This window comes from Streptomyces sp. NBC_01428 (assembly GCF_036231965.1).
Taxonomy (GTDB): domain Bacteria; phylum Actinomycetota; class Actinomycetes; order Streptomycetales; family Streptomycetaceae; genus Streptomyces.
The window spans coordinates 1,487,334-1,513,043 of the sequence record NZ_CP109499.1 but is presented as its reverse complement, the minus strand read 5'-3'; the positions used below and the strand labels follow the sequence as shown (position 1 = coordinate 1,513,043).

Annotated in this window: 19 protein-coding genes and 1 pseudogene; 9 read left to right on the top strand and 11 right to left on the bottom strand. The window is 72.0% G+C overall.

Annotated elements, in window-relative coordinates; genetic code table 11:
- Positions 1-44: 44 nt before the first annotated feature.
- The 3 genes from OG406_RS06585 to OG406_RS06575 all read right to left on the bottom strand — a co-directional run bounded on the left by OG406_RS06585 (position 45) and on the right by OG406_RS06575 (position 1,980).
- Positions 45-479: a TIGR03668 family PPOX class F420-dependent oxidoreductase gene (locus tag OG406_RS06585; RefSeq protein ID WP_443067056.1), complete on the bottom strand. Its 435-nt coding sequence runs from the start codon at positions 477-479 to the stop codon at positions 45-47.
- A 37-nt stretch (positions 480-516) separates the two neighbouring features.
- On the bottom strand, positions 517-1,344 hold the full coding sequence (locus OG406_RS06580; RefSeq protein WP_266850916.1) for an LLM class F420-dependent oxidoreductase: 828 nt from the start codon (positions 1,342-1,344) through the stop codon (positions 517-519).
- A gap of 84 nt (positions 1,345-1,428) precedes the next feature.
- Positions 1,429-1,980, bottom strand: a complete 552-nt coding sequence (locus OG406_RS06575; protein ID WP_267049213.1) for a hypothetical protein — start codon at positions 1,978-1,980, stop codon at positions 1,429-1,431.
- A 354-nt stretch (positions 1,981-2,334) separates the two neighbouring features.
- Between OG406_RS06575 and OG406_RS06570 the strand changes: the two genes are divergently transcribed.
- Positions 2,335-2,769 carry a protease inhibitor gene (locus OG406_RS06570; protein WP_081220679.1) on the top strand — a complete coding sequence of 145 codons (435 nt, stop codon included), beginning with the start codon at positions 2,335-2,337 and terminating at the stop codon, positions 2,767-2,769.
- Positions 2,770-3,113: 344 nt separating this feature from the next.
- Positions 3,114-4,691: a bifunctional phosphatase PAP2/diacylglycerol kinase family protein gene (locus tag OG406_RS06565; RefSeq protein WP_329184653.1), complete on the top strand. Its 1,578-nt coding sequence runs from the start codon at positions 3,114-3,116 to the stop codon at positions 4,689-4,691.
- Positions 4,692-4,713: 22 nt separating this feature from the next.
- Here the strand turns inward: OG406_RS06565 and OG406_RS06560 are convergent, their stop codons facing one another.
- Positions 4,714-6,216: an MFS transporter gene (locus tag OG406_RS06560; protein ID WP_329184651.1), complete on the bottom strand. Its 1,503-nt coding sequence runs from the start codon at positions 6,214-6,216 to the stop codon at positions 4,714-4,716.
- A 187-nt stretch (positions 6,217-6,403) separates the two neighbouring features.
- Here OG406_RS06560 and OG406_RS06555 point away from each other — a divergent pair.
- Positions 6,404-6,739, top strand: a pseudogene (locus OG406_RS06555) (ArsR/SmtB family transcription factor); the annotation flags it as partial.
- A 138-nt stretch (positions 6,740-6,877) separates the two neighbouring features.
- Complete coding sequence (locus tag OG406_RS06550; protein WP_329184649.1) at positions 6,878-7,414, top strand: SRPBCC family protein; 537 nt, start codon at positions 6,878-6,880, stop codon at positions 7,412-7,414.
- 4 nt (positions 7,415-7,418) lie between these two features.
- On the opposite strand, the gene OG406_RS06545 is transcribed toward OG406_RS06550, so the two are convergent.
- The 4 genes from OG406_RS06545 to OG406_RS06530 all read right to left on the bottom strand — a co-directional run bounded on the left by OG406_RS06545 (position 7,419) and on the right by OG406_RS06530 (position 13,593).
- A complete protein-coding gene (locus OG406_RS06545) occupies positions 7,419-10,247 on the bottom strand; it encodes an NHLP bacteriocin export ABC transporter permease/ATPase subunit (RefSeq protein ID WP_329184646.1) in 2,829 nt (942 codons plus the stop codon).
- Position 10,248: 1 nt separating this feature from the next.
- Positions 10,249-12,468, bottom strand: coding sequence for an NHLP family bacteriocin export ABC transporter peptidase/permease/ATPase subunit (locus OG406_RS06540; protein ID WP_329184644.1), 2,220 nt, complete (start codon positions 12,466-12,468; stop codon positions 10,249-10,251).
- Positions 12,465-13,274 (bottom strand): HlyD family efflux transporter periplasmic adaptor subunit, encoded by an 810-nt coding sequence (locus OG406_RS06535; RefSeq protein ID WP_266850905.1) that lies wholly within the window; start codon positions 13,272-13,274, stop codon positions 12,465-12,467. Before OG406_RS06535 ends, OG406_RS06540 begins: the two co-directional genes overlap by 4 nt.
- Positions 13,275-13,377: 103 nt before the next feature.
- Positions 13,378-13,593: a hypothetical protein gene (locus tag OG406_RS06530; RefSeq protein WP_081220685.1), complete on the bottom strand. Its 216-nt coding sequence runs from the start codon at positions 13,591-13,593 to the stop codon at positions 13,378-13,380.
- Between the two features lie 688 nt (positions 13,594-14,281).
- Here OG406_RS06530 and OG406_RS06525 point away from each other — a divergent pair.
- From OG406_RS06525 to OG406_RS06510, 4 genes are all read left to right on the top strand, one after another.
- Positions 14,282-15,658, top strand: a complete 1,377-nt coding sequence (locus OG406_RS06525; protein ID WP_329184640.1) for a S1 family peptidase — start codon at positions 14,282-14,284, stop codon at positions 15,656-15,658.
- 257 nt (positions 15,659-15,915) lie between these two features.
- A complete protein-coding gene (locus tag OG406_RS06520; protein ID WP_329184638.1) occupies positions 15,916-18,357 on the top strand; it encodes a SpoIIE family protein phosphatase in 2,442 nt (813 codons plus the stop codon).
- Positions 18,358-18,381: 24 nt separating this feature from the next.
- Positions 18,382-18,891 (top strand): metallophosphoesterase family protein, encoded by a 510-nt coding sequence (locus OG406_RS06515; RefSeq protein ID WP_266617879.1) that lies wholly within the window; start codon positions 18,382-18,384, stop codon positions 18,889-18,891.
- A 202-nt stretch (positions 18,892-19,093) separates the two neighbouring features.
- Positions 19,094-21,079, top strand: a complete 1,986-nt coding sequence (locus tag OG406_RS06510; protein ID WP_329184634.1) for a translation factor GTPase family protein — start codon at positions 19,094-19,096, stop codon at positions 21,077-21,079.
- Positions 21,080-21,137: 58 nt separating this feature from the next.
- Here the strand turns inward: OG406_RS06510 and OG406_RS06505 are convergent, their stop codons facing one another.
- On the bottom strand, positions 21,138-22,370 hold the full coding sequence (locus tag OG406_RS06505) for a glycosyltransferase (RefSeq protein ID WP_329190672.1): 1,233 nt from the start codon (positions 22,368-22,370) through the stop codon (positions 21,138-21,140).
- A gap of 252 nt (positions 22,371-22,622) precedes the next feature.
- Here OG406_RS06505 and OG406_RS06500 point away from each other — a divergent pair, with 252 nt between their 5' ends.
- A complete protein-coding gene (locus OG406_RS06500; protein ID WP_329190669.1) occupies positions 22,623-23,624 on the top strand; it encodes a polyprenyl synthetase family protein in 1,002 nt (333 codons plus the stop codon).
- Positions 23,625-23,631: 7 nt separating this feature from the next.
- Here OG406_RS06500 and OG406_RS06495 read toward each other — a convergent pair whose 3' ends face one another.
- Both OG406_RS06495 and ctaD read right to left on the bottom strand, forming a co-directional pair.
- Positions 23,632-23,976 (bottom strand): hypothetical protein, encoded by a 345-nt coding sequence (locus OG406_RS06495; protein WP_329184631.1) that lies wholly within the window; start codon positions 23,974-23,976, stop codon positions 23,632-23,634.
- A gap of 5 nt (positions 23,977-23,981) precedes the next feature.
- Positions 23,982-25,670: an aa3-type cytochrome oxidase subunit I gene (ctaD, locus tag OG406_RS06490; RefSeq protein WP_329184629.1), complete on the bottom strand. Its 1,689-nt coding sequence runs from the start codon at positions 25,668-25,670 to the stop codon at positions 23,982-23,984.
- Between the last annotated feature and the right edge of the window lie 40 nt (positions 25,671-25,710).

The window sequence follows — 25,710 nt, the reverse complement described above, 5'->3', positions numbered from 1 at the left end:
CGGGAACGGGACGGGCAGGGGCGGAGGGGGCGAAAACCCCGCGGTCAGGCGGCCCCCGTCGCCTGCCAGCCGCGCCACCGGTGGACGGTGATCGCGATGACGGGACCGTCGGGAGGCCGGTCCCCGTACTGGGGGTACTTCTCCCGCAGCGCGCCCACCGCTGCGGGATGGATCCCCGCATCCTCGGGCGCCACCACCCGCGCATCCCCCTCCACCCGCACCCACCACAACCGCTCCCACTCCTCGTCATAGCGGTCGACGAGCAGACACACACCGGGATGCACGGCGATGTTGCGCAGCCGCCGCAGCAGCGGCGACCGCTTTGGTTTGTGGTCGACGGCGCTCACCAGCCCGCCACCGCACCCCGCGAACACGAGCGGCACCAGATGGGGCCGCCCCTCCGCGTCGACGGTCGCGAGCCGGGCCACCCGCGCCGCAAGGAAGCGGCGGCGCGCCTCGTCCTCGTCCATGTCCGGCACGGTCGGCTCCTGTCGTCCGGCGGCGGGCCCTGCCTCGTCAGCGGTGCGAGGACACGGCGGCGGCCAGTTCGTCGAGGGTCCGCAGGGTCTCGTCCCCGGGCCGGGTCGGGAGGTACAGCAGGACGCGGTCGACGCCGAGTTCCGCGTACCGGTCGAGGGTCTCGCGGTCGTGCCGGCCCGCGTACACCACCACGTCCGGGCCGTCTCCCGCCGTCTTCCTCAACTCGTCGATCCGGTCACCCAGTTGATCGGCCGGCACTCCGGTCGGCATCCAGGCCGCGCCGTACTCGGCGACCCGGCGGAAGGCGTGCTCCCCGTCACCCCCGACCCAGATCGGCGGATACGGCCGCTGGACGGGCTCGGGCCACTGGAAGACCGGGTCGAAGTCGACGAACTCGCCGTGGAACTCGGCCTGTTCCTTCGTCCACAGTTCGATCATGGCGCGGATTCGCTCGTCCATGAGACGGCCGCGACGGGTCGGATCCGTTCCGTGGTTGCGCATCTCCTCGCGGTTCCAGCCCGCGCCGACCCCGAACACGGCGCGTCCGCCGGAGACGAGGTCGAGGGAGGCGACCTCCTTGGCCGTGCTGATCGGGTCGCGCTGGACCACGAGCGCGATGCCCGTGCCCAGCAGCAGCTCACTCGTCACGGCCGCGACGGCGCCGAGCGCCACGAAGGGGTCCAGCGTCCGGTAGTACACGCGCGGCAGTTCGCCGCCGGCCGGGTAGGGGGTCTCCCGGCTGACCGGAATGTGCGAGTGCTCCGCGAGCAGCAGCGCGTCGAACCCGCGCTCCTCCAGGGCCGGGCCCAGCGCCGCGGGTCCGATCCCCTCGTCCGTGAGAAACGTCGACACTCCGAACTTCATGGGCGACCACCTCGTCTCGTCGGCATCCCTTGCCAGTGTGACGCGGTACCCCGCGGCAGGCCGTTCAAGGCCGGGGCGGACGGGTCACTCCTCGTCGCCGGAAGCCTCCTCCCGTGCCGTGTCCGGGCCCTGGGAGCGGACCTGTCGCACGTGCTCCAGGGAGGTCCGCAGGTCGGCGAGCCAGTCGTCGGTGTTCCGCTGCACGAGCCGCACGCACCAGGCGAGGGCGTCGCTGCGGCTGCGGGCCACCCCGGCCTCGACGAGGGTGTCGAGGACCTCGCGCTCCGGCTGGCGCAGCCGGGTCATCACCGGCGCGGCCACGTGCGTGAACAGAGCCCGTTCGGTACCGCACTCCACACCCCAGGAGACCTTCCGGCGGAAGCGGTGCTCCGCCTCCCGGGCCACGGCCACCCGCTCCTCGCGGGTGCGCTCGCGGAACTCCTGGACACGGGACGTCCGTGCCGCCGACTTCTCCGCGTCCGAGGCGCCTTCGGCGAGCTTCGGTTCGGGGATGCGGCCGACCACCGTGATCTCCTCCCGGTCGACCGTCACCTCGGAGAGGCTCTCGAAGAGATCGTCGGGCAGCCGGCCGGCGAACCAGCCGCGCAGCTTCTCGTTCTGCTCAGTTGTAATCATGTAATCAGCCTTACGCGCTTGCGGATCAGGGGCAAGAGTGGGGGCGGAACTCCGCTGTGGGCGGAAGCGGCGGGGTGAAGTCGAGGCGCCTCGCGGGCTGAACCGGAATGTTTCAGGCCTATTGCCGAGCCGTGCCAATCAGGCCAGGGGGTGGTCGCCGACGATCAACAACCGCACAGGCGTTGGCTTCACGCGTTCGAATTCCGTAACTTCACGCCACTACTTCAATACTCAAAGTTACCGAAACGCATGGGGTCGATGTGTGTTTCCGGTGTGAACTCGGCAGACTCGCGCTCGCCGAACCGGCACCGACCGAGCCGGTATCGCATTCGATCGAGCGGAAGGATGCACACAATGCCGAACACCGCACGCTGGGCAGCGACTCTCACTCTGACGGCCACCGCCGTCTGCGGACCCCTCATGGGGTCCGCCACCGCGGCCCCCGGCCTCGCGCCGTCCGGGCTCTACGCCCCCTCGGCCCTGGTGCTCACCACGGGCCACGGCCAGAGCGCGACCGACGCCACGCCGGAACGCGCCGTCACCCTCAACTGCGCGCCCACGGCCTCCGGGACGCACCCGGCCGCCGTCGACGCCTGCGCCGAACTCCGGGGAATCAAGGGGGATCTGGAAGGACTGACCGCCAGACACGACGTCTTCTGTACCAGGCAGTACGACCCTGTCGTGGTGACCGTGGCCGGCGTCTGGCAGGGCAAGCGCGTGGCCTACGAGCACACCTTCGCCAACGAGTGCGTGAAGAGCTCCTACGGGATGACGGTCTTCGCGTTCTGAGACCGGGATCGCGTGGCCCCCGTGGACAACGACCGGGGTCCGTTGCTGGGGAGTGCGGACCCCGTCGCGGGGGTGCCATGTGATTTCGCACCGAGGGTCGGCCGACGGAGTGGGGCTGTCGGCCGGCCTTCGGCATGTCCGGACACCGACGCCCGCCGCACCTCCGCGCAGCCCGTCCGCCGCACTTGGCTTCCGCTGCCCGCGGCGCCTGCTCCTGGCGGGGCCCGGCGGCCGGGGACGTTCCACCGCACGGCGGCGGCCGTGCACCGCCGCACGGCGCAAGGGCCTCACCGTTCCGAGTCACCCGGCATGCCGACCGCGACCGGACGGCGTACCCGTGGACCATGGGTTCACTCGGCGAACTGGACCAGCGGCTGTTCACACGGGTCGCCGCGGCGTGGGTCCCCGGCGCCGATCCGGCGTTGCGGCGGCTCAGTCACGCGGCCGACCACGGGCGGCTGTGGCTCGGGACCGCGGCCGGGCTCACCCTCGTCGGCGGGCACACCGCGCGCCGTGCGGCGGTGCGGGGCCTCGGTTCCCTGGCGCTCGCCTCGCTGGCCGTCAACACGCTGGTGAAATGGAGCGCCCGCCGGCCCCGCCCGCTCCTGGACGGCGTCCCCCGGGTCCGCCTCCTCGAACGTCAGCCGCACACCACCTCCTTCCCCTCCGGGCACTCCGCCTCCGCCGCGGCCTTCGCCACCGGCGTCGCCCTGGAGTCCACGCGGTACGGCGCCGTGGTCGCGCCGGTGGCCGCGGGCGTCGCCTTCTCCCGTGTCTACGTGGGGGTCCACTTCCCCGGCGACGTGCTCGCCGGCGTGGCCATCGGGGCGGGTGCCGCCTTCCTGACCTGCCGCTGGTGGCCGCCCCGCGCCGCCGTGCCGGAGCGGGAACGGCCCGTCGCGCCCGCACCCGCCCTGCCGCTGGGCCGGGGGCTCGTCGTGTTCGTCAACGGCCACGCCGGTGCCGGGGCGCCCGCGTCGGCGATGTCGCCCGCCGACCGGCTGCGTGACCTCCTGCCCGAGGCGGAGCTGGTCGAGCGCGGCGCCGACGGCGACTTCGCGGCACTGCTCACCGAGGCCGCCGACCGGGCCGCCGCAGCCGGGGGCGCCCTGGGCGTCTGCGGCGGCGACGGCAGTGTGAACGCCGCGGCCCGCGCCGCGGGCGAACGCGGCCTGGCGCTGGCGGTGTTCCCCGGCGGCACCCTCAACCACTTCGCCCTCGACGTCGGCGTGCCCGACTTCGAGTCCACCGCCGTCGCCGTGAGCGGGGGAGAGGCGGTGGCGGTCGACCTCGGCGCGGCCCGCCCGGACGCCGGGCGGGACCTGCGGTTCCTCAACACCTTCAGCATCGGGCTCTACCCCGAACTCGTGCGTATCCGGCAGCACTTGGAGCCGCGGTGGGGCAAGTGGCCGGCCGCCGCGATGGCCCTGGCCCGGGTGCTGCGCACCGCGCGACCGATCGAGCTGGAGCTCAACGGCCGGCCCCGCCGGCTGTGGCTGCTCTTCGCGGGCAACGGACGGTACGTCCCCGAGGGCTTCGCCCCGTCGTACCGGCCCCGCCTGGACGACGGACTCCTCGACCTGCGTCTGGTCGCCGCGGAACGCCGCCTCGCCCGGACCCGGGTCGTCGCCTCCGCGCTCGTGGGGGCGCTGCGTCACTCACGGGTCTACGACGCCGAGCACGTCCCCTGGGTGGAGCTGTCGGGCGTCTCCGGTACGGACACACTCGCGTACGACGGTGAAGTCGCCCCCGGCGCGGCCGCGTTGCGGCTGGAGAAGGAACCCCGGGCCCTGGTGGTGTACCGGCCCACCCGGCCTCTGGACGAGGTCCGTGCGCAGGCGCGCCGAGCCGTCGCCACGGCGCGCCACCGGCGGACGATGAGGGGCCGCCGTCTCCCTGAAGACGGCGGCCCCTCGGCCTGACGGTGATCGGCTCAGGGCGCGATCACATGTGGACGACCGGTGCGGCCTCCGGGTCCTGGGTGGGCTTGCCGCGGGTGTAGAGCACCAGCGCGATGAGCGCTCCGGCGGCGAAGAAGCCGGCCGACCACCAGAACGCGGTGGTGTAGCTCTCGATCGTCGACTGGGCCTGGACCAGCTTGTTCGTCGCGTCCTTGCCGACCAGGTAGCTGGTCGCGGCACTCGCGGCGAGCGTGTTCAGCAGCGCGGTGCCGATCGAACCGCCCACCTGCTGCATGGTGTTGACGGTGGCGGACGCGACCCCCGCGTCCTCGGCGGCGATGCCGCTGGTGGCCAGCGACATGGCGGGCGGCATCACCATGCCGAGTCCGGCGCCGATCAGGAGCACCTGCGGCAGGACGTCGGTCGAGAAGGACGAGCCCATGCCGATCCCGGTCAGCCAGGCCATACCGACCGCTGCCACCGCGAAGCCGGCGGGGATGACGGCCTTCGGGCCGATCCGCGGCACCAGGATCGTCGTGGAGACCTGCGCCATGACCATCAGCGTCGCCATCATCGGCAGGAAGGCCACACCCGTCTTGGTGGGGCTGAAGCCGAGGTTCAGCTGGAGGTAGTAGGTGAGGAAGAGGAAGACACCGAACATGCCCGCGCCGGTGATGAGCACGGCGAGGAACGAGGCGGCCCGGTTGCGGTCGAGCAGGACGCGCATCGGCAGCAGCGGGTGCTTGGCGCGGGTCTGCCACCAGACGAACGCGGTCAGCAGCAGCGCGCCGGCGAGCAGGAAGCCCCAGGTGGCGGGTGAACTCCAGTCGTGCGTCTCGGCGTTGGAGAAGCCGAAGACGACGGCGAACAGACCGGTGGAGACCAGCAGCGTGCCCGGCAGGTCGAGCTTGGAGCCCGCCGCGTCACGGTGGTTGCTCAGCAGGACCCAGCCGCCGGCGAAGGCGACGACCGCGAAGACGAGGTTGACGAACAGGGTCCAGCGCCAGTCGAGCGCGTCGGTCAGCACACCGCCGAGCAGCAGACCCACCGCGCCACCGGCACCGGCGATCGCGCCGTAGACACTGAACGCCTTGGCGCGCTCCTTGGCGTCGGTGAACGTCGTGTTCAGCAGGGACAGGGCGGCGGGCGCGAGGAGCGCTCCGAACACACCCTGCAGGGCGCGGGCGGTGACCAGCATCCCGAAGCTGGTCGAGGCGCCGCCCAGCACGGAGGCGCCGGCGAACCCGGCGACACCGACGAGGAAGGCGGGCTTGCGTCCGAACAGGTCCGCGATGCGCCCGCCGAGCAGCAGCAGGGAGGCGAAGGCCAGGGAGTAGGCGGTGACGATCCACTGCCGGTTGCCGTCGGAGAAGCCGAGGTCCGCCTGGGCGGAGGGAAGGGCGATGTTCACGATGGTGGCGTCGAGCACCACCATCAGCTGGGCGATCCCGATGATCGAGAGGATCCACCACCGCCGCTTCGACGTGGCTGCGGACGTCGCGTCCGCGGCACCCGTGCCGGTGCCTTCGGTCAGGGTCTGAGACATGGGAGAAGCACTCCAGGGAAGTGGCTCGACGGTGCGTGCACGTAAACGAAACGGTTTCGTACACATCGACGTCTCGAGATTAGACCGCGTCGAGCGAAACGGCAACGTTTCGCTAGTCCGGCGCGTGTGACGTCCGTCGCCTCTTCATTCCTTGACGGGCATATAACGGTGGAGGCATATTGTGAGCATGTCCGACGCCTCGCTCTGGGCCGCGCTCGCCGACCCCCACCGGCGGGCCATCGTCGCCCTGCTACTGGAGCGGCCGCGGGCCGTCGGCGAACTGGTCGAGGCCTGCGGCCTGAGTCAGCCGAGCACCTCGAAGCACCTGCGGGTGCTGCGCGACGCGGGACTCGTCCGGGTACGGCAGGACGCGCAACGCCGGGTCTACGCCCTCGACCCCGCCCCGATCGCCGCCCTCGACGCCTGGCTCGCCCCGTACCGCGCGCTGTGGAACGAGAGCCTGGACACGCTCGGCCGCCGCCTGGACGAGGCGCCGCTCGGGGACACGTCCCCCTCGACCCCGTCCGGAGCGCCCGCGGATCCGGCGCCGCCGGGCGACGCGACCCCACCGACCGGGACCCCACCGACGGGGACACCACCAACCGGGACCCCACGCGAACCGACACCGCCCCCAGCCCCCTCACCGAAGGACTGAGCCGCCATGTCCGCCGAACCCACCGCCCCCACCGGGACGTTCCTCACCCTCGACGACGGCCGCCCCGCCGTCCGGTTCACCCGCACCTACGACCACCCCGCCGAGCGGGTCTGGCGCTTCGTCACCGACCCCGACGAGCTGGCCGCCTGGTTCCCCTCGCGCGCCGACATGGACCTGCGCCCCGGCGGCACCGTCACGTTCAGCGGCGATCCCAACATGCCGGAGTCGACGGGCCACGTCCTCGCCGTCGAACCCCACCGCCACCTCTCCTTCGCGTGGGGCGACGACGAACTGCACTTCGACCTCGAAGCCCTCGACGGCGGGCGCACCCGCTTCACGCTCACCAACGTGCTGGCCGCCCGGGACACGGCCGCCCGCAACGGCGCCGGCTGGGACGTCTGCCTCGCCGCCCTCGACACGCTGGCGCGCGACGAACCCTCCGGCGGACCGCACGCCGGAGGGCTCGCACGCTGGCAGGAGATCTACCGCGGGTACCTCGCCGAAGGCGTCCCCTCGGGGGCCCCGGTGCCCGGAACGGACTGATGGCTCAGGCGAGTTGGCGGCGCACGAGCTCGTGCAGCCGCCCGCCCGTGTCCGCCAGCAGCTCCGCGGGCGTGCCCTGCTGAGCGACCCGGCCGTCCTCCATCACGACGACCCGGTCCGCGTCCAGCACCGTCGACAGCCGGTGCGCGATCACGACCCGGGTGGCGTTGAGCGCCTTGGTGCTCTCGATCACCGTCCGCTGCGTCTCGTTGTCGAGGGCGCTGGTCGCCTCGTCGAAGAAGAGGATGCGCGGCCGGCGGATCAACGCCTGCGCGATCATGAGGCGTTGGCGCTGGCCGCCGGAGATCGCGCCGCTGCCCGACACGAGCGTGTGCAGGCCCATCGGCATCCGCCGGATGTCCTCGGCGAGACCCGCCATCTCCGCGGCGGCCATCGCCTCCTCCGGCGTGTACGGCTCGGTACCGCAGATGCAGTCCAGGATCGACCCGGTGAACGGCTGGGCGTGCTGGAGCACCACACCGCACTGGCGCCGTACCGCGGACTGGTCGAGCGCCGCCAGGTCCTGGCCGTCGTACAGGACGCTGCCCGACACCGGCCTGTCGAAGCCGATCAGCAGGCGCAGCAGCGTGGACTTGCCGCAGCCGCTCGGGCCCACGACCGCCACGAACTCGCCGGGGCGGACGGCGAACGACACGTCGTCGAGGACGAGCGGCCCGTCGTCGGCGTACCGGAACGACAGCCTGCGGGCCTCGATACCGCCGGACAGCAGGCCCGGCCGGGTGCTCGCCACCCTGACCTCGGGGGTCGCGTCGAGCACGGGCCTGATCTCCTCGAACATCGGCAGCGCGGCGGCCGCCGAGACGAACGCGCCGGTGATCTGCGTGACCGAGGTCAGCAGCATCGTCACCGACGTGTTGAAGGTGAGGAACTCGGCCGCGGACAGCGAACCGTGCGCGGGGCCCGCGAGCAGCATGAACATCAGCAGCGAGCACAGCGGCAGGTACACCGCGCCCAGCACCGTGGTGAGGTTCTTGATCCGGCCGACCCGCTGCTGCAGTTCGCGGCTGCGGGCGAACTCGCCCGCCCAGGCCGCGTACGCGTAGTTCTCGGCCGCCGCCACCCGCAGCTTGGGCAGGCCGCGCAGGGTCTGGAACGCCTGGTTGTTGAGCTTGTTGCTCAGTACCACCAGGCGGCGCTGCCAGCGCACCTGCCAGAGACCGAGCCCCAGGAACACCGCGGCGATGACCACGAGCATGCCGATCGCGGCGAGCGCCATCGGCACGCTGTACCAGAACAGCAGCCCCAGGTTCATCGCACCGACCGTGCCCGCCTGCGCGAGGGTCGGACCGACGCCCGCGAGGAGCCGGCGGATGGCGCTGATGCCCATCGCGGCACTGGCGAGTTCACCGGTCGAGCGGGAGGTGAAGAACGTCGTCGGCAGCCGCAACAGCCGGTCCCAGACAGCCGGTTGCAGGCTCGCCTCGATCCGGCCCTCCATCCGCAGCAGGGTGAGGTTCTGCAGCAGCATGAACGCCGCCGACACCACGCTGGTGACCATGAGCGCGAGACACACCTGCACGATGAGACCGTGCTGCGCCTTCGGCACGTACTCGCCGAGCACCCGGCCGGTCGCGATCGGGACCAGCGCGCCGATCGCGACGGTCACCAGCCCGCTGATCGCGAGGTTGCGCAGGTCGCCCGCGGTGCCCCCGAGGCAGAAGCGCAGCAGTCGCAGCGGGCTCAGCCTCCGCTCGGGCAGCGGACGGTAGAACATCACGGCCCGCGGCTCGAACTCGGCCGCGTTGGCCTTCTCGACCGGCGTCTCCCGTCCGGACGACGGATGGACGGCGACGTATCCGCCGCGCCGCCACAGCAGCGCGACCGGCGCGCCGGACACGGCCCGACGGCCGACCAGCGGGCCGATGTCGTCCCGCCACCAGCGCCCGTCGAGTCGTACGGCGCGCGTGCGGACCCGTGAGGCGAGCGCGATCCGCTCGACCGGGTCGAGGCGGTCGCTCTCCGCGCCGCTCTGAGCCGGCCCGGCCAGGGTGATCCCCGCCGCGCGGGCCACCAGCTTGCAGGCGGCGTGGGTGGCGTCCGCGTCGGCCGCGGTCGGGCGTTTGTCGGACGCCCTGCCGATCGAGGCGAGCAGCGTGCGGTCGGCCTGCACGCGGACGGCCTCACCCGCCCTGATGCCGGCCGCCGTACGGTCCTCGTGACCGGCCTCCACCTGCTCGATCCAGCGGTCGAGGGTGGCCAGCAACCGGTACTGCTGGTCGACCATGCCCTGCCAGACGGCCGGGTCCATCAGCAGGTCGGCCGCCGCCTCGGCCCCGTACAGCGAGCCGTACTGCACACTGCCCGGCGGCACCCGCATCCAGAACACGTCGTCGTCGGTGAGGGCGGCCGCGTTCTCCGTGGCCATCGGTGCCTGGAAGAGGATGGACAGGCTGCGCCCGACCCCGAGCGCCAGGGCGTACTCCAACGGGCTCTCCGTCGGCGGCACGTACTGCGCGTTGCCGTACGCGTCGTAGGACCAGGTCGCCGTGTCGGCCTGCTGATACAGCTCCCGCAGCGCGATGCGACGCACCACGCAGTCCCGCAACGGGCGCCCGACCAGGGTGTGCTGCGGGCCGGCGACCGGACCGAGCAGCAGCGAGCCCGCCTCCAGCCGGCCGAGGTGGTGCCAGTGCCCCTGCTGCGCGGCGTCCACCGCGAACAGGTCCATCGCTCCCGCGGCGACCAGCCACAGGACCTGCGGGCCTTCCAGATCGAGGCGGTTGAGTCCGGCGCAGTCCACCGGTGCGCCCATGCCGCCGAGCGCGCCGAGGACGAGGTCCCCTTCGTGCACACCCTCGTGAACCGTGGTCATCTCATCGCTCCTTGACCAGCGTGGCGTAGGGTCCGCCGGCGGCGACCAGCGCGTCGTGCCGGCCGCGTTCCACGACCGTTCCGTGTTCGAGCACGACGATCTCGTCGCTGTCCCGCACGGTGCTGAGCCGATGGGCGATCACCACGCACGCGCAGCCGCGCCGCCGCAGGTTGTCCATGACCGTCTGCTCGGTCTCCGCGTCGAGGGCGCTCGTCACCTCGTCGAGCACGAGGATGCTCGGCCTGCGGACCAGCGCCCGCGCGATCTCCAGGCGTTGACGCTGCCCGCCGGAGAAGTTGCGGCCGTCCTGCTCCACCCTGCTGTGGATGCCGCCGGGGCGCCGCGTCACCACGTCGTAAAGCGCCGCGTCCCGCAGCGCGGTGACCACCGCGTCGTCAGGGATGGAGGGGTCCCACAGCGCGATGTTGTCCCGCACGGTCCCCTCGAAGAGGAAGACGTCCTGGTCGACGAAGGACACGGACGACGCCAGCGCGCCGCGCGGGATGTCCTCCAGGAGCCGTCCGTCGATGCGGATCGTGCCCTCCCACGGCGCGTACAGGCCCGAGATCAGCCGCGAGACGGTCGACTTGCCGCTGCCCGACCCGCCGACCAGCGCGACCTGCCGGCCGGGGCCCACGGTCAGCGAGAAACCGCTGAGCAGCGGCTTGTCGAGCGGGCTGTAGCCGAACGTGATGTTCTCCAGCTCGACATGGCCCTGCAGCCGCCGGGTGGACTCCCCACCGCCGGGCCGGGCGTACAGCGGGTCCGTCTGGAAGTTCTCGACGTCCTTCAGCCGGGCCACGTCGGCGGCGAAGTCCTGGATGCGGCCCGCGACCCCGTTCAGCCGGGTGAGCGGCGCGGTGAAGCGGGTGACGAGCGCCTGGAAGGCGACCAGCAGCCCCACGGAGATGTGCCCCTCGACCGCACGCAGACCGCCGATCCACAGGATCAGCGCGCTGTTGAGCGTCGCGAGGGTCGGGGCGACGACACCCAGCCACGCGCTCGGCACCCCGAGGCGCTGCTGCTCCTCCAGGGTCGTGGCGTGCTGTCCGGCCCACTTGCGGAAGTAGCCGTCCTCGCCGCCCGTCGCCTTCATCGTCTCGATCAACTGCAGCCCGGTGTAGGCGGTGTTGGTCAGCCGGGCGGTGTCGGCACGCAGCTTGGCGGTGCGGGTCGCGCGCAGCCGGATCACCACGCGCATGGCGACCACGTTCAGCAGCGCCACGCCGATCCCGACAGCCGTGAGCTGCGGGTCGTAGGTGTAGAGCAGCACGGCGTACAGGACGACGACGATCGCGTCGACGCCGGCGGCCGCAAGGTCGCGGGCCAGCGTCTCGGCCACCGCGTCGTTCGACTGGAGGCGCTGCACCAGGTCCGCGGGGCTGCGCTGGGAGAAGAACGTGACGGGCAGGCGCAGCAGATGGCGCAGGAACCGGGCGCTGGAGAGCGTCGAGGAGATGATGCGCCCCCGCAGCAGGTTCGCCTGCTGCAGCCAGGTGAGCACGACGGTGAGCAGCACGGAGGCGCCCATCGACGCGAACAGCACGCCGAGCAGCGAACTCTGACCACCAATCAGATACTGGTCGATGTACGTCCGGCTGAGCGCCGGTACGGCCGCACCGACGGCCACCAGCAGCAGACTCGCGAGGACGGCCGCGGGCATCGTGCCCGAGGTTCCGCGCAGACGGGCCGGCATCGCGCCCAGGATGCCCGGCCTGCGGCCTCCGGTGCGGAACTCCGGACCCGGCTCCATGACCAGGACGACTCCGGTGAAGCTGGTGTCGAAGTCCTCCATGGGCACGAACCGGCGGCCCTTGCCCGGGTCGTTGATGTGCACGCCGCGACGTCCGAACCGGCGGCCCATGCCGTCGTACACGACGTAGTGGTTGAACTCCCAGAACAGGATCGCGGGCGCCCGCACCTCGGCGAGCGCGGCGGTGTCCATCTGCATGCCCTTGGCGGTGAGGCCGTAACCGCGCGCCGCCTTCAGCAGGTTGCTGGCCCGGGAGCCGTCCCGCGAGACACCGCACGCGATGCGCAGTTCTTCGAGCGGGATGTGCCGGCCGTGGTGCCCGAGCACCATGGCGAGGGAGGCCGCGCCGCATTCGACCGCCTCCATCTGGAGCACCGTGGGCGTGCGCACGGCCCGGACGCGGCTCTTGGGCACGGCGCGCCGGGGCGGGGCGGCGCGGCGTCTGCCGCGGGTGTCGGTGGTGGTCACGGCAGGAGCCAATCGACGGGGCGCTGGTCGGCCAGCCGGATCGAACCCGTGGCGAGGGACATCGAGGTGAGCGGGAAGGGGGGTCCGTCCGACGAGGACCACTTCAGTCCGCTCCTGGTGCCGGACGAGCGGTCGAGCCGTACCAGGACGGCGACCGGTCTGCCCTTCTTGCTGAACTGCTCGCCGAGTTGGTCGTCACCGAGGTAGGCGGCGATCTGCTGCCGGGTCTGCACACTGCGTCCGACGGTCGCCACATGGCCGCGCAGCACGCCGTACCGCTGGGCGGGCACGGACTGGACGGAGAGGTCGACGGAGGCGTTCGCGGGAAGGGCCGCGGCGCTCTCGGCGGGGACGTAGACCGTCGCGTACAGCGGGTCGTCGGCGTGCGCGACCTTCTCCACGGACGCCACGTTCGCGCCGGTCGAGATGATCGCGCCGATGGTGGCGGCGAGCGCGGTGACGCGGCCCGCGGCGACCGTGCGCACCACTGTCGTGGTGCCGCGCGCGGTACGGACCTTGACCACCGGGGCGTTCGCGGGGAGCCGTTCACCTTCCTTCGCGACGACGGAGGTGACCTGGCCGGCGACGGGGCTCTGCAGGAGGTAACTGCCCTGGCCGTGCGTCAGGACGGCGGGCGCGCTCACGGTGGAGGAGACGGTGCCGGTCACGGCCCACACGGAGGCGGCGGCCATGACGACGACGGTCACGGCCAGCACGAGCCAGCCCTGCGGGCGGGCGAAGCGCACCGGGAGGTCGAGTTCCTCGGGCGACTGGAGCTTGGCGAGGGCCTGTTGACGGAACTGCACGGAGCTTCCCTCACCTGTTTCGAGAGAGGTACGGCACCCGGAAGTCCCGGAACCGGGGGGCGGTTCCGGGACTCCGCGGTGTGAAGCGCGATCCAGCGACCGGTCAGAGACCGGCGACCAGGCCGGTGACCGCGCCGGTGTTCAGGCCGGTCGCACCCTCGACGGTGCCGACGACCGTGCCCACGACGCCCGAGACCGGGACGACGCCGTCGACCAGGTCGGTGACGGTGCCCACGGCGTTCAGCGCGAGGCCGCCCGAGACGTTGTCGAGGTCGGCGTCGGAGATCTCGGCGGTCTGGAAACGGGGGGTGGAGTTCATGATGGAACTTCCCTTCATATGGATATTCACAAGGGGGAGAGCGGCCCCCTCTGGGGACAGACGCGGCCGCCACCGCAGGAGTGCGGATCCCGTTGCCGGGAGCATTGCTGCGACCTCCGCGGTGCAACGGATCAAAGCACGGGCGCGCCGCGCGCTTCCAATCAACCAGGGCTCCCACCTGGGAACTTGAGTGCCGAGTGCGGGGAAGCGTGCAGGTCTCCACACCACGTTGCGGCGAGTTCTTCACACCGTGCGCGGTATCGGCGCACACCTCGGGTTGCCGCGCGCGGACCGAATGGGACAGTCCGGCCCAATGACGCGGAGGGGGGCGTGCGAGTGTGCAGATCCCCCGGACGCCGTGACTCCGGTGAGCGCGGGATGTGCAGATTCGCTGAATCCAGGATTCCGCTACCGATCCTCGACGGAGGGTCACCGCTCGGACGCGGAGCGTCGCGCGGGGCGTCGCGTGGCGTGGGGCGGAAGGTGGCCGCCGCTCCCGCTCGAAGGCGTCGGCCGCGCGGCGGAAAGGTCCGTTTGTCGCGCAATCCGTAGCTATGGACCCGTCAACTCCGGCTCTTTGCAATGGCAGTTGAACACCCCGCCCGGCACTCGCGTATCAACGGGCAACCAGGCGCCCCCAGTCAGCCGCCGGACGGTGGCATCGGCCCCGTCCCCAGGAGGTCAAGAGTTGAGTCACAAACGGATACCCAAGCGCAAGGCCGCGATCGCGGTGGGCAGCGTGGCAGCGCTCGGAGCAGCGGCTCTCCTGCTCCCCAACGCCAATGCCTCGCAGTCGAACGGGGACGACGCCACACCCAGAACGTTCAAGGCGACCGACGTCTCCGACGTCGCCGCGCAGCTCGCCTCCCAGCTGGGCGGCGCCTTCGCGGGGTCGTACTACGACGCCGCGAACAAGCAGCTCGTCGTCAACGTCGTCGGTAACAACAGCAACGTCGTCAACCGGATCGAGCAGGCCGGAGCCGTCGCCCACCAGGTGCAGAACAGCACGTCCGACCTGCGGGCCGCCGCCAAGACGCTGCGGACGGACGCGACGATCCCCGGCACGGCGTGGTCCGTCGACCCGAAGACCAACGAGATCCGCGTGACCGCGGACTCCACCGTCACGGGCTCCAAGTGGGACACGCTCACCTCGACGGTCAAGGACCTCGGTTCCGGGGTGGCGACCGTCAAGAAGTCGGCGGGCACCTTCAAGACCTTCGTCGACGGCGGCGACGCCATCTTCGGCGGGGGCGCGCGCTGCTCCCTCGGCTTCAACGTCACCGCGGGCGACGGCAGCCCCGCCTTCCTCACCGCGGGTCACTGCGGGGTTGCCGCCAAGCAGTGGTCGGACGCGCAGGACGGCGCGCCGATCGCCACCGTCGACCAGGCGACCTTCCCCGGTGACGGCGACTTCGCCCTCGTCAAGTACGACGACCCCGCGACGCAGGCCAACAGCGCGGTCAACGTCGGCAACGGGCAGAGCGTCCAGATCAACCAGGCGGCCGACGCGGCCGTGGGCCAGCAGGTCTTCCGGATGGGCAGCACCACGGGTCTGAACGACGGCAACGTCACCGGCCTCGACGCCACCGTGAACTACCCCGAGGGCACGGTCACCGGTCTCATCCAGACCGACGTCTGCGCCGAGCCCGGAGACAGCGGCGGCTCCCTGTTCACCCAGGACGGCAGCGCGATCGGCCTCACCTCGGGCGGCAGCGGCGACTGCACCGTCGGCGGCGAGACCTTCTTCCAGCCGGTGACCACCGCCCTCCAGGCGGTCGGCGCGACGCTGGGAGCGGGTGACGCCGGTGCCGGCGGCGCGGCGGACCCGAGCGCGGGCGCCGGTGACCAGGCCGGAGCCGGTGACCAGGCGGGCGGCGCGGACGACCAGGCCGGCGGCGCGGCGGACGACCAGGCCGGCGGCGCTGCCGACGACCAGGGCGGCGGCGCTGCCGACGACCAGGGCGCGGCCGACGACCAAGGGATCGCCGACGACCAGGGCGGCGCGGCCTACGGCCAGTCCGGTTCCGGCATGGACGACGGCTCGGGCATGGTGACCACCCCCTGACCCGGCTGAACCCCCTGCCGCCGGTGCCCCCGGTGACGCGGGGCCACTGATCCGGCCAAGGGAACAGGGATTCCGGCCGGTGGTGGACGGTCCGGCCCTCCGGCGGGAGGGCCGGACCACTCCGCCGTACGCCCGCGTAGGGCACCCCCGCATCCGTCCGGCAGAGGTTCGACCAGGCACGCGGGTGAGGCCCCTGCGCAGGCCCGACGCGTTCGGAACGGTCACAGGGGCTGCGCCGGAGCCCCGGAAGCGCTGTAATGACGGACGTGGTCAGTGAGGGCGCTACGGAACGCGAAACGCGAACCTCGCGCGCCGAAATCGCCCTGAAGACGCTCACCGCGGACCTCGACCCCCGCGAACGGCTGCACCGGCTGCTCGAACAGGCACTCGTCTTCTGCGGTGCCTCCGTCGCCGCCGCCTACGCCCCGAGCGCGGACGGCGAGGAACTCCATCTGGCCGAGTCCGCGGGCGTACCCCGGACGCTGTACGGCCTGCGGGACAGCTACCCCCTGTCGGGCACGTCCCCCGCCGCCGAGGTGCTGCGCACCGGGAACCCGAGCTGGCTCGGACCGGACGAGGTCGCCCGCTGCGCCGACGCCCGGCGGCTGCCCTCCCAGGACTTCTCCCTGGCCGTGCTGCCCCTGCGGGACAACGGCTGCATGGTCGCCGTCACCGAGCGCACCGGCGGCTTCGGCCCCGAGGAGCGGGACTGCCTGGCGATGCTCGCCGAGGCCGTGGTCTGCCCGCCCACCCCGCTGCCCGACGACGCGGACGACCTGCCCGCCAGCTCGTTCACCCTCTCCATGGACAGCGGACACGTCGACGTCGACGACGAGGTCCTCGACCTGTTCGGACTGGACCCCGCGGACTTCGACGGCAAGGTCGAGACGCTCCTGTCGATGACCGTGCCCGAGGACCTGCCCTCGCTGATGTCCGCGGTCGAACCGGACCACATGTCCCTCGGCGAGCGCGAGCTGGAGTTCCGCATCCTCCAGCCCTCCGGCGGACACCAGTGGCTCCGGCTGCGCGCCCGACTGCTCCCCTCGGGAGAGGGCCGCCCCGCCCGGCTCGTCGGCACGGTCTCCGACGCCTCCAAGCTGCGCTCCGGCCTGAACGACGTGGCCCGCGTCCAGCGGCTCGCCTCGGCCCTCGCCACCGCCGGCACCGTCCGTGACGTCGGCCAGGCGGTCGTCGACGCCCTGCGAGGGCCCCTCCAGGCCGACCGGATCGCCCTCGCCGAGCTGGAGGGCGACCGCCTCGTCGTCACCGTCCTCGACCCGCCCGAGCCGGATTCCTGGCCGGAACTGTGGCGCACCGAATGGCGCTCGGAATGGCCCGACGCCCCCGTCCGCTCGATGCCCACCCTCGAGGCCGCCCTCAACGAGGGCCGCCCGGCGATCTGGCCCGCGGGCGCACCCCTGGAACCCGCGCTCGCCGGCGTCGGCCCGGGCGGGCTGGCCGTCCTGCCGCTGCCCGCCGCCGGCCGTATGGCGGGCGCCTGTCTCATCGGCTGGGACGCCCCGCACGACTTCGGCCCCGACGAGCGCGCCCTGCTCACCGCCTCCGCCGGCCTCGCCGGACAGGCACTGGTCCGCGCCCACGCCTTCGACGCCGAGCACGAACTCATCGGCATGCTCCAGCGGACCCTGCTCCCGCGCCGGCTGCCCAAGCTGCCAGGAGCGGTCGCCGTGGCCCGCTATCTGCCGACCACCTCGGGCCTCGACGTCGGCGGCGACTGGTACGACGTCATCCCGCTGCCGGACAACCACGTCGCCCTCGTCATCGGCGACGTCCAGGGACACAACGCCTCGGCCGCCACGCTCATGGGCCAGATGCGCACCGCCCTGCGCGCCTACGCCGTCGAGGGGCACCCGCCGGACGTGGTGGTCTCGCTGGCCAACCGGCTCCTGCTGGATCTGGAGACCGACCTCTTCGCCACCTGCTGCTACGTCGACGTCGACATGGAGGAGGGCTCCGCCTGGTACGTGCGCGCCGGACACCTCCCGCCCGTGCTCCGTCACCCGGACGGCAGAACCGAGGTCCCCGTATCCGAACCGGGCCCGCCGCTCGGCGTCGTCCGGCAGACCGACTTCCCCATGAGCCCGCTCCGGCTGCAGCCCGGCACCATCCTGGCGCTGACCACGGACGGCCTGGTCGAGTCCGTCGAGGTCGACATCGAGGACGGCCTGAACCGGCTCGCGGTGGGCCTGGCCGGCTCCGACCCCTCCCACCTCGGTCTGGTGGCGGACGAACTGCTCACGGAGGCCAACCGCTCGGACGACGTGGCCCTCCTCCTGATGCGCTTCGACGGCATGGACGTCCTGCCGCTGCGCGAGAGCTGGACCGTCTGGCGGGTCCCCGAGGCGGTCCGGCACGCCCGCCGCTACACCCGGCGGGCGCTGCGCACCTGGGGCGTCGCCGACCACACGGACGCCGCCCTGCTGATCGTGTCGGAACTCGTCACCAACGCCCTGGTCCACACCGACGGGCAGGTCAGGCTCGACCTCACCCTCATCCACCGCCGGCTGCGCATCGCCGTCGCGGACAACTCGGCGCGCACCCCGATCAAACCGACGAGCATCGGCTGGGAGGCCACCGGCGGGCGCGGCATCCTCCTCGTCGAGGCGATGTCGGACACCTGGGGCACGGTCCCGGTGAGCGGCGGCAAGCAGGTCTGGAGCGAACTCTCGCTGGACTGACGGCCCGGGTGACACGCTGGGAGGGTGCGCCTTCTGCTGCTGTCCGACACCCACCTCCCGAAGCGGGCCCGCGAACTCCCCGCGCCGCTGCTCGCCGAGCTCCCGCTCGCCGACGTCGTGATCCACGCGGGGGACTGGGTCGACACCGCCACCCTCGACCTGCTGGAGGCCCGCTCCCGCCGGGTGATCGGGGTGTACGGCAACAACGACGGCCCCGAGCTGCGGGCCCGCCTCCCGGAGATCGCCCGTGCCGACCTGGGCGGCCTGCGCTTCGGCGTCGTGCACGAGACCGGCGCCGCCCAGGGCCGCGAACGGCGCTGCGCGGAGCGCTTCCCCGACCTCGACGTCCTGGTGTTCGGCCACAGCCACATCCCCTGGGACACCACCGCGCCGGAGGGCCTGCGGCTGCTGAACCCCGGTTCGCCGACCGACCGGCGCCGGCAGCCGCACCGCACGTACATGACCGCGACGGTGACCGACGACAGTCGGCTCACCGACGTGACCCTGCACCGGCTGCCCCCGCGCACCGGCTGACTCCCGGCCGGCCACCGGCCTCGCCCCGACCGGCCGCCGACGACCGCCGGGCGAGCGTTAAATGCGTTGCTGTCGGGTGGTGCCGCCTGCTGGAGTGAGAGGGAAGCGTTCACCGGCACCGAATCGAGGAGCACACCCATGCGCGCACCGTTCATGTCCCCCCAGGAAGGAACCACTCCCATTTCGAAGGACATGACACGCGGTGCACTTGCTGAACCTGGGAATTCTCGCGCACGTAGACGCCGGTAAGACGAGCCTGACCGAGCGCCTCCTGCACACGGTCGGCGTCATCGACGAGATCGGCAGCGTCGACGACGGCAGCACACAGACCGACTCGTCCGCACTGGAGCGGCAGCGCGGCATCACCATCAAATCCGCCGTCGTCTCCTTCGCGGTCGACGACACCACCGTCAACCTCATCGACACACCCGGACACCCCGACTTCATCGCCGAGGTGGAGCGGGTCCTCGGCGTGCTCGACGGCGCCGTCCTCGTCGTCTCGGCCGTGGAGGGCGTACAGGCCCAGACCCGCGTCCTCATGCGCACCCTGCAGCGGCTGCGCATCCCCACCCTGATCTTCGTGAACAAGATCGACCGCCGTGGCGCGCGCTGTGCGGACGTCCTGGAGCGGATCGCCGAGCGGCTCACCCCGGCGGTCGTCCCCATGGGCGAGGTCGGTGAACAGGGCACCCGCGCCGCGTACTTCACCCCGTACCCGGCCGCCCGGCTACGCCCCCACCTCCTCGACCCGCTCGCCGACCACGACGAGGAACTCCTCGCCGCGTACGTCGAGGACCGCATGTCGTACGGCCGGCTGCGCTCCGCCCTCGTCGCGCAGACCGGGGCGGCCCAGGTCCACCCGGTCTTCTTCGGCTCCGCGACGACCGGCGCCGGCGTCCCCGAACTGATCGCCGGTGTAAGGGAGTTGCTCCCGGCGGCCACGGCGGACGCCGATGCGCCCGTCTCCGGAACCGTGTTCAAGGTGGAGCGCGGAGCGGCCGGGGAGAAGATCGCGTACGCGCGCCTCTTCTCCGGCACCCTGCGCACCCGCGACCGGCTCACGCTCCACGGCGGCGAGGAGGGGAAGGTCACCGGGATCAGCGTCTTCGACGGGGGCTCGGACGTCCGGGCGGAGTCCGTGACAGCCGGGCGCATCGCCCGGCTGTGGGGACTCGGCGCGGTGCGGATCGGTGACACCCTCGGCGCGGCACGGACCTCGTCGGCCGACGGGCACCACTTCGCGCCGCCGACCCTGGAGACGGTGGTCTCCCCCCGCCGTACGGGTGACAGGGGAGCACTGCATCTCGCGCTCACCCAACTCGCCGAACAGGACCCGCTGATCGACCTCCGCCAGGACGACGTGCGGGGGGAGGTCTCCGTCTCCCTCTACGGCGAGGTGCAGAAGGAGGTCATCCAGGCGACGCTGGAGGACGAGTTCGGCATCGACGTGGTGTTCCGCGAGACGACCCCGCTCTGCGTCGAACGGCCGGTCGGCACGGGCGCGGCGGTCGAGTTCAACAAGAAGGACGCCAACCCCTTCCTCGCGACCGTCGGGCTGCGTGTCGACGCGGCGCCGGTCGGATCGGGTGTCTCCTTCCGGCTGGAGGTCGAACTCGGCTCGATGCCCTACGCGTTCTTCAAGGCGGTCGAGGACACCGTCCAGGAGACACTGGGGCAGGGTGTGCACGGCTGGCAGGTCACCGACTGCACGGTCACGATGACGCACTCGGGGTACTCACCGCGCCAGAGCCACGCCCACCAGCGCTTCGACAAGAGCATGTCCAGCACGGGCGCCGACTTCCGTGGGCTCACCCCGCTGGTGCTGATGGACGCTCTGCGGGCGGCCGGCAGCAGGGTGAACGAGCCGATGAACCGCTTCCGGCTGGAGGCTCCCGCGGACACGCTGGCCGTCGTGCTGCCGGTGCTGGCCCGGCAGCGTGCCGTGCCGCAGACCACGCGGATGCTCGGTGCCACCTGTGTTCTGGAGGGGGTCCTGCCCGTCATGGAGACACATGGTCTGGAGCAGCTCCTCCCCGGACTGACGCGGGGCGAGGGCGAGTTGGAATGCGCCTTCGACCACTACGCGCCCGTCGCGCACGGCGCGATCCCGGACCGCCCGCGGACGGACATGAACCCGCTGGACCGGAAGGAGTATCTGCTGCACGTGACGCGCAGGACGAGTGGCTGACGAGTGGGAGGAGCCGAGCGGTCCGGCCGCCCGGGCCCGTGAGGGCCCGGCGGTCCGCTCATGTCCCCAGCCGGCCCAGGGCCCGGGCGACCGGGGCGACGCCGTCCTCGGCGCGCAGCCGTTCCGCCAGGGACTGGGCGCGCCGACGGTACGCGGGTTCCGTGGTCGCCCGCACGAGAGCCGCCGCCAACCGGTCGGCGCGCAGCCCCCGCAGCGTGAATCCACCCGGCGAGACGCCGAGGGACACGAGCCGGGCGGCCCAGAAGCCCTCGTCGAACTGGACCGGCACCGGCACGGCGGGAACGCCGGCCCGCAGCCCGGCGGCCGTCGTGCCCGCTCCGGCGTGGTGGACCACGGCGGCCACGCGGGGGAAGAGCAGCGCGTGCGGCACCTCGCCGACCGTGATCATGTCGTCGCCGGTGGCGTGCAGTCCGCCCCACCCCCGCTGGATCACACCGCGCAGCCCGGCGGCCCGCAGGGCCCGCACGACCTCGGTGCTCAGCCGCCCGGGATCGGGGACGGTGGCACTGCCCAGTCCGACGAAGACCGGCGGTGGCCCGGCGTCCAGGAAATCCCGCAACGTGTCCGGGAGTTGGGCGTCCGGACGGTCGTGGGGCCACCAGTAGCCGGACACGTCGAGACCGGGCCGCCAGTCGCGCGGCCGGGGCACGACCAGCGGGCTGAAGCCGTGCTGGACGGGCCAGTTGCGCCCCTCACGGGAACGGTGCGCCGCGAGGGGGCCGAGCGGCGGCAGCCCGAGCCGTGCGCGCAGGGTCCGTACGGTGTCCGCGTAGACCCGCTCCACGGCCAGGCTCACCCCGGTCCCGGCCGCCCGGTTGACGGTCGGCCCCCGGGATCGGACGCCCATGACCGGAGGCGCGAACTCGCGTGTGGGGGAGAGCGGTTGGAGATGCACACCGATGCTCGGCAGGGAGAGACCCTCCGCGACGGCGAGCCCGAGCGGCCCCAGTGAGCCGGACAGCAGGAGGACGTCGCTGTGGCGGGCGGCCGCGATCAGGTCCTCGGTCAGGGTGCCGACGAGGGCCCGGGCCATCTCGACGAGCCGCACGATCTTGCCGACCCCGGTGACGCTGCGGTGCAGCCGCTGCCCGCGCGCCGACTCCAGCTCGGCGCGGGGATCGACGGGGAGCGCGTGGAAGCCGACCCCCGAACCGGCGACCAGCGGCTCGAAGCATCCGTGCGTCACCAGGGTGACGTCGTGCCCGGCCCGCACCAGGCCGTGGCCGAGCCCGGTGAACGGTGCCACGTCGCCCCGCGAACCCGCGGTCATGATCGCTACTCGCACGACGGTCAGTATGGCGGTCGCACGGCCGTCACGACCCCGGGCGGGCCCCTGTGCGTCGTGGATCGACGGCGGATCGGCCGAAGCCGGAGCGGGATCGGAGGCCGCCCGCCCGGTGACGCAGGGGACCGGGCACAAGAAATCGGCCATGGCCCAAATTCGCCCTAGCTCCCGATGATGCCGAATGATCGAATCAGTGCTCGATTAATCTCGGCGCTGGGGGGTGGGCCCGTGCAGGTGATGTCGTACGTGGATCTGCATCGTGAGATGTCCTCGGACATCCGGGCGGAGCGGGAGGCCGTGCTCGGTCTGCTGGGTGCGTCCGCCGGGTCGGTCCGGGCGGTGGTGGCCGAACTCCTGGAGAACCGGACGTTCACCTACCCCCTCGGCGTGCTGCCGCTGATCGTCCACGGCGTGGAGACGGGCGCGCCCGGGCCGGCCGTCCCGCTCGCCGTCGTCAGCGACCTGTGGTGGACCGCCGCGTGCTACCTGGACGACCTCGCGGACGGCCAGGCCGCCTCCGCCGCCGGCAGTCTCGACGAGAGCGAGGCGCTGCTCGCCACCGTCATCGGCGGAACCATGCTGCCCCTGCTCGTCGTTCAGTCCCCGCGCATCCCCGAGGCGGCCCGCGGTCCGTTGTCCGCCGAGGTGGTGCGGTGCTGGATCAACGCGAGCGAGGGGCAGTTGAGGGACCTGCGCGCGGACGTCGGGGCCGCCACGCGCGAGGCGGTGATCGCGGCCTATCTCGGAAAGTCCGGGGCGCCGTTCAGCATGGTCACCGCCATGGCCGCCGAGCTGGCGGGCCGGACCGACGAACGAGTCGAACTGTGGCGGGAGTTCGGCAACGCCTTCGGCATCCTGTGGCAGCTGTTCAACGACCAGCACGACATCCTGACCGGACGCAACGAGGACCTGGCCAACGGCACGGTGACCTACCTGCTGGCGTGCGCCCTGGACAACGCCGCGCCCGACGGCGCCGACGAGGTCCTGCGGCTGCACGCCGACGCACGGCACTCACCCGAGGCCCGTGCCGCACTCACCACGGTCCTGCTCGCACCGGACGTGCTCCGCCCGTACGAGGAGGACCTCATCCGCTTCCGGGACGGAGCGCACGGACTCCTCGACAAACTCGGCGGGGACACCACCCATCTTGCGCTCCTGCACGACCTGGTGGACCTGGCCTCCCCGATGCTGCTGCGCCCGGAGGAGCCCGTCGCCGGCGCGGTCCCGGCCCGCGACTGAACCCGGGTCACCCGACCCGGACGGTCGTCAGCGCCAGCGCCGCCAGCGCGAGGGCGGCGCCCAGAAGGACTGCCGCGCACCAGCGTCTGCGCAGGGCGCGGTACCGCTCCTCGTACTCGGCCCGCAGCTCCCCTCCCCGGCGGGCGGTGCGTTCCCAGGACAGCCGGGCGAGCGCGAGGTGGGCCTCCTCGAACCGGGTCTCCACCTCGTCGCGCTGGCTGTCCGTGAGCCACGCCAGCGAGCCGGCGAAGCGCACCGCCTCGGCGCGGCCCTCCGCCCGTACCGCCGCGACCAGGAGATGACCCTCCAGTTCCCTGATCAGGGCGTCCGCCGTCGCCGGACGGTCGTCCATGGCCGTCACCGCAACTGCCCGGACGCCGCCTCCGAGCGGACGGCCTGAGCGGCGGCGATCCCGGGATGGTGCAGGTCGAACGCCGGGGACTCCGACCGGATACGCGGCAGGACGCGGAAGTTGTGGCGGGGCGGCGGACAGGAGGTGGCCCACTCCAGGGAACGGCCGTACCCCCACGGGTCGTCCACCTCGACCTTCTCCCCGTAGCGGGCGGTCTTCCAGACGTTGTAGAGGAACGGCAGGAACGAGATGCCGAGCAGGAACGACGAGATGGTGGACACCGTGTTGAGTGTGGTGAGCCCCTCCACCGCCAGGTAGTCCGGGATCCGGCGCTGCATGCCGTTGGCACCCAGCCAGTGCTGGACGAGGAAGGTGCCGTGGAAGCCGATGAACAGCGTCCAGAAGGTGATCTTCCCGAGGCGCTCGTCCAGCATCCGGCCGGTGAACTTGGGCCACCAGAAGTGGAATCCGGAGAACATCGCGAACACGACCGTCCCGAAGATCACGTAGTGGAAGTGCGCCACCACGAAGTAGCTGTCCGAGACGGGGAGGTCCATCGGCGGAGAGGCCAGCATCACCCCCGTCAGGCCGCCGAACACGAAGGTCACCAGGAAGCCGACCGCCCACAGCATCGGCGTCTCGAAGGACAGCGAACCCTGCCACATCGTGCCGATCCAGTTGAAGAACTTCACGCCGGTCGGCACCGCGATCAGGAACGTCATGAACGAGAAGAAGGGCAGCAGGACACCGCCCGTGACGTACATGTGGTGCGCCCACACGGTCACCGACAGACCGGCGATCGCGATGGTCGCCCCGATCAGTCCCATGTACCCGAACATCGGCTTGCGGGAGAACACCGGGATCACCTCGCTGATGATCCCGAAGAAGGGCAGCGCGATGATGTACACCTCCGGATGACCGAAGAACCAGAAGAGGTGCTGCCAGAGCAGGGCCCCGCCGTTCGCCGCGTCGAACACGTGGGCACCGAACTTCCGGTCCGCCTCCAGGGCGAACAGCGCCGCCGCGAGAACGGGGAAAGCGAGCAGCACGAGGACACCCGTGAGCAGCACGTTCCACACGAAGATCGGCATCCGGAACATCGTCATGCCGGGGGCCCGCATGCAGATGATCGTCGTGATGAAGTTGACCGAACCGAGGATCGTGCCGAAGCCGGAGAAGGCCAGCCCCATGATCCACATGTCGGCTCCGACACCCGGCGAGTGCACCGCGTCCGACAGCGGGGCGTACGCGAACCAGCCGAAGTCGGCCGCGCCCTGCGGGGTGAGGAACCCGCCGACCGCGATGAGCGAACCGAGCAGATAGAGCCAGTAGGCCAGCATGTTCAACCGGGGGAACGCCACATCGGGCGCACCGATCTGCAACGGCATGATCCAGTTCGCGAACCCGGCGAACAGCGGCGTCGCGAACATCAGCAGCATGACCGTGCCGTGCATCGTGAACGCCTGGTTGAACTGCTCGTTCGACATGATCTGCAGCCCGGGTCGCGCCAGTTCGGCGCGCATCAGCAGTGCCATCACCCCGGCCAGGCAAAAGAATCCGAACGCCGTGACCAGATAGAGCGTTCCGATCGTCTTGTGGTCCGTGGTGGTCAGCCATCTCACCGCGGCGGTTCCCCGGCGGCGTACGCGCACCGGAGGGGGCGCGGGCAGCGCCGTGTCAGTGTTGCTCTCCATGCCCCGCCTGTGTCCGGCGCCCGCACGGCCGTCACACTGA

Excerpts from the sequence above, each read along its gene's own strand:
- OG406_RS06565 (WP_329184653.1), top strand. The coding sequence starts at position 3,114 with ATGGGTTCACTCGGCGAACTGGACCAGCGGCTGTTCACACGGGTCGCC.
- OG406_RS06570 (WP_081220679.1), top strand. The coding sequence starts at position 2,335 with ATGCCGAACACCGCACGCTGGGCAGCGACTCTCACTCTGACGGCCACC.
- OG406_RS06505 (WP_329190672.1), bottom strand. The coding sequence starts at position 22,370 with ATGACCGCGGGTTCGCGGGGCGACGTGGCACCGTTCACCGGGCTCGGC.
- OG406_RS06545 (WP_329184646.1), bottom strand. The coding sequence starts at position 10,247 with ATGACCACGGTTCACGAGGGTGTGCACGAAGGGGACCTCGTCCTCGGC.
- OG406_RS06495 (WP_329184631.1), bottom strand. The coding sequence starts at position 23,976 with ATGGACGACCGTCCGGCGACGGCGGACGCCCTGATCAGGGAACTGGAG.
- OG406_RS06500 (WP_329190669.1), top strand. The coding sequence starts at position 22,623 with ATGTCGTACGTGGATCTGCATCGTGAGATGTCCTCGGACATCCGGGCG.
- OG406_RS06575 (WP_267049213.1), bottom strand. The coding sequence starts at position 1,980 with ATGATTACAACTGAGCAGAACGAGAAGCTGCGCGGCTGGTTCGCCGGC.
- ctaD (WP_329184629.1), bottom strand. The coding sequence starts at position 25,670 with ATGGAGAGCAACACTGACACGGCGCTGCCCGCGCCCCCTCCGGTGCGC.
- OG406_RS06530 (WP_081220685.1), bottom strand. The coding sequence starts at position 13,593 with ATGAACTCCACCCCCCGTTTCCAGACCGCCGAGATCTCCGACGCCGAC.
- OG406_RS06580 (WP_266850916.1), bottom strand. The coding sequence starts at position 1,344 with ATGAAGTTCGGAGTGTCGACGTTTCTCACGGACGAGGGGATCGGACCC.
- OG406_RS06560 (WP_329184651.1), bottom strand. The coding sequence starts at position 6,216 with ATGTCTCAGACCCTGACCGAAGGCACCGGCACGGGTGCCGCGGACGCG.
- OG406_RS06520 (WP_329184638.1), top strand. The coding sequence starts at position 15,916 with ATGACGGACGTGGTCAGTGAGGGCGCTACGGAACGCGAAACGCGAACC.
- OG406_RS06550 (WP_329184649.1), top strand. The coding sequence starts at position 6,878 with ATGTCCGCCGAACCCACCGCCCCCACCGGGACGTTCCTCACCCTCGAC.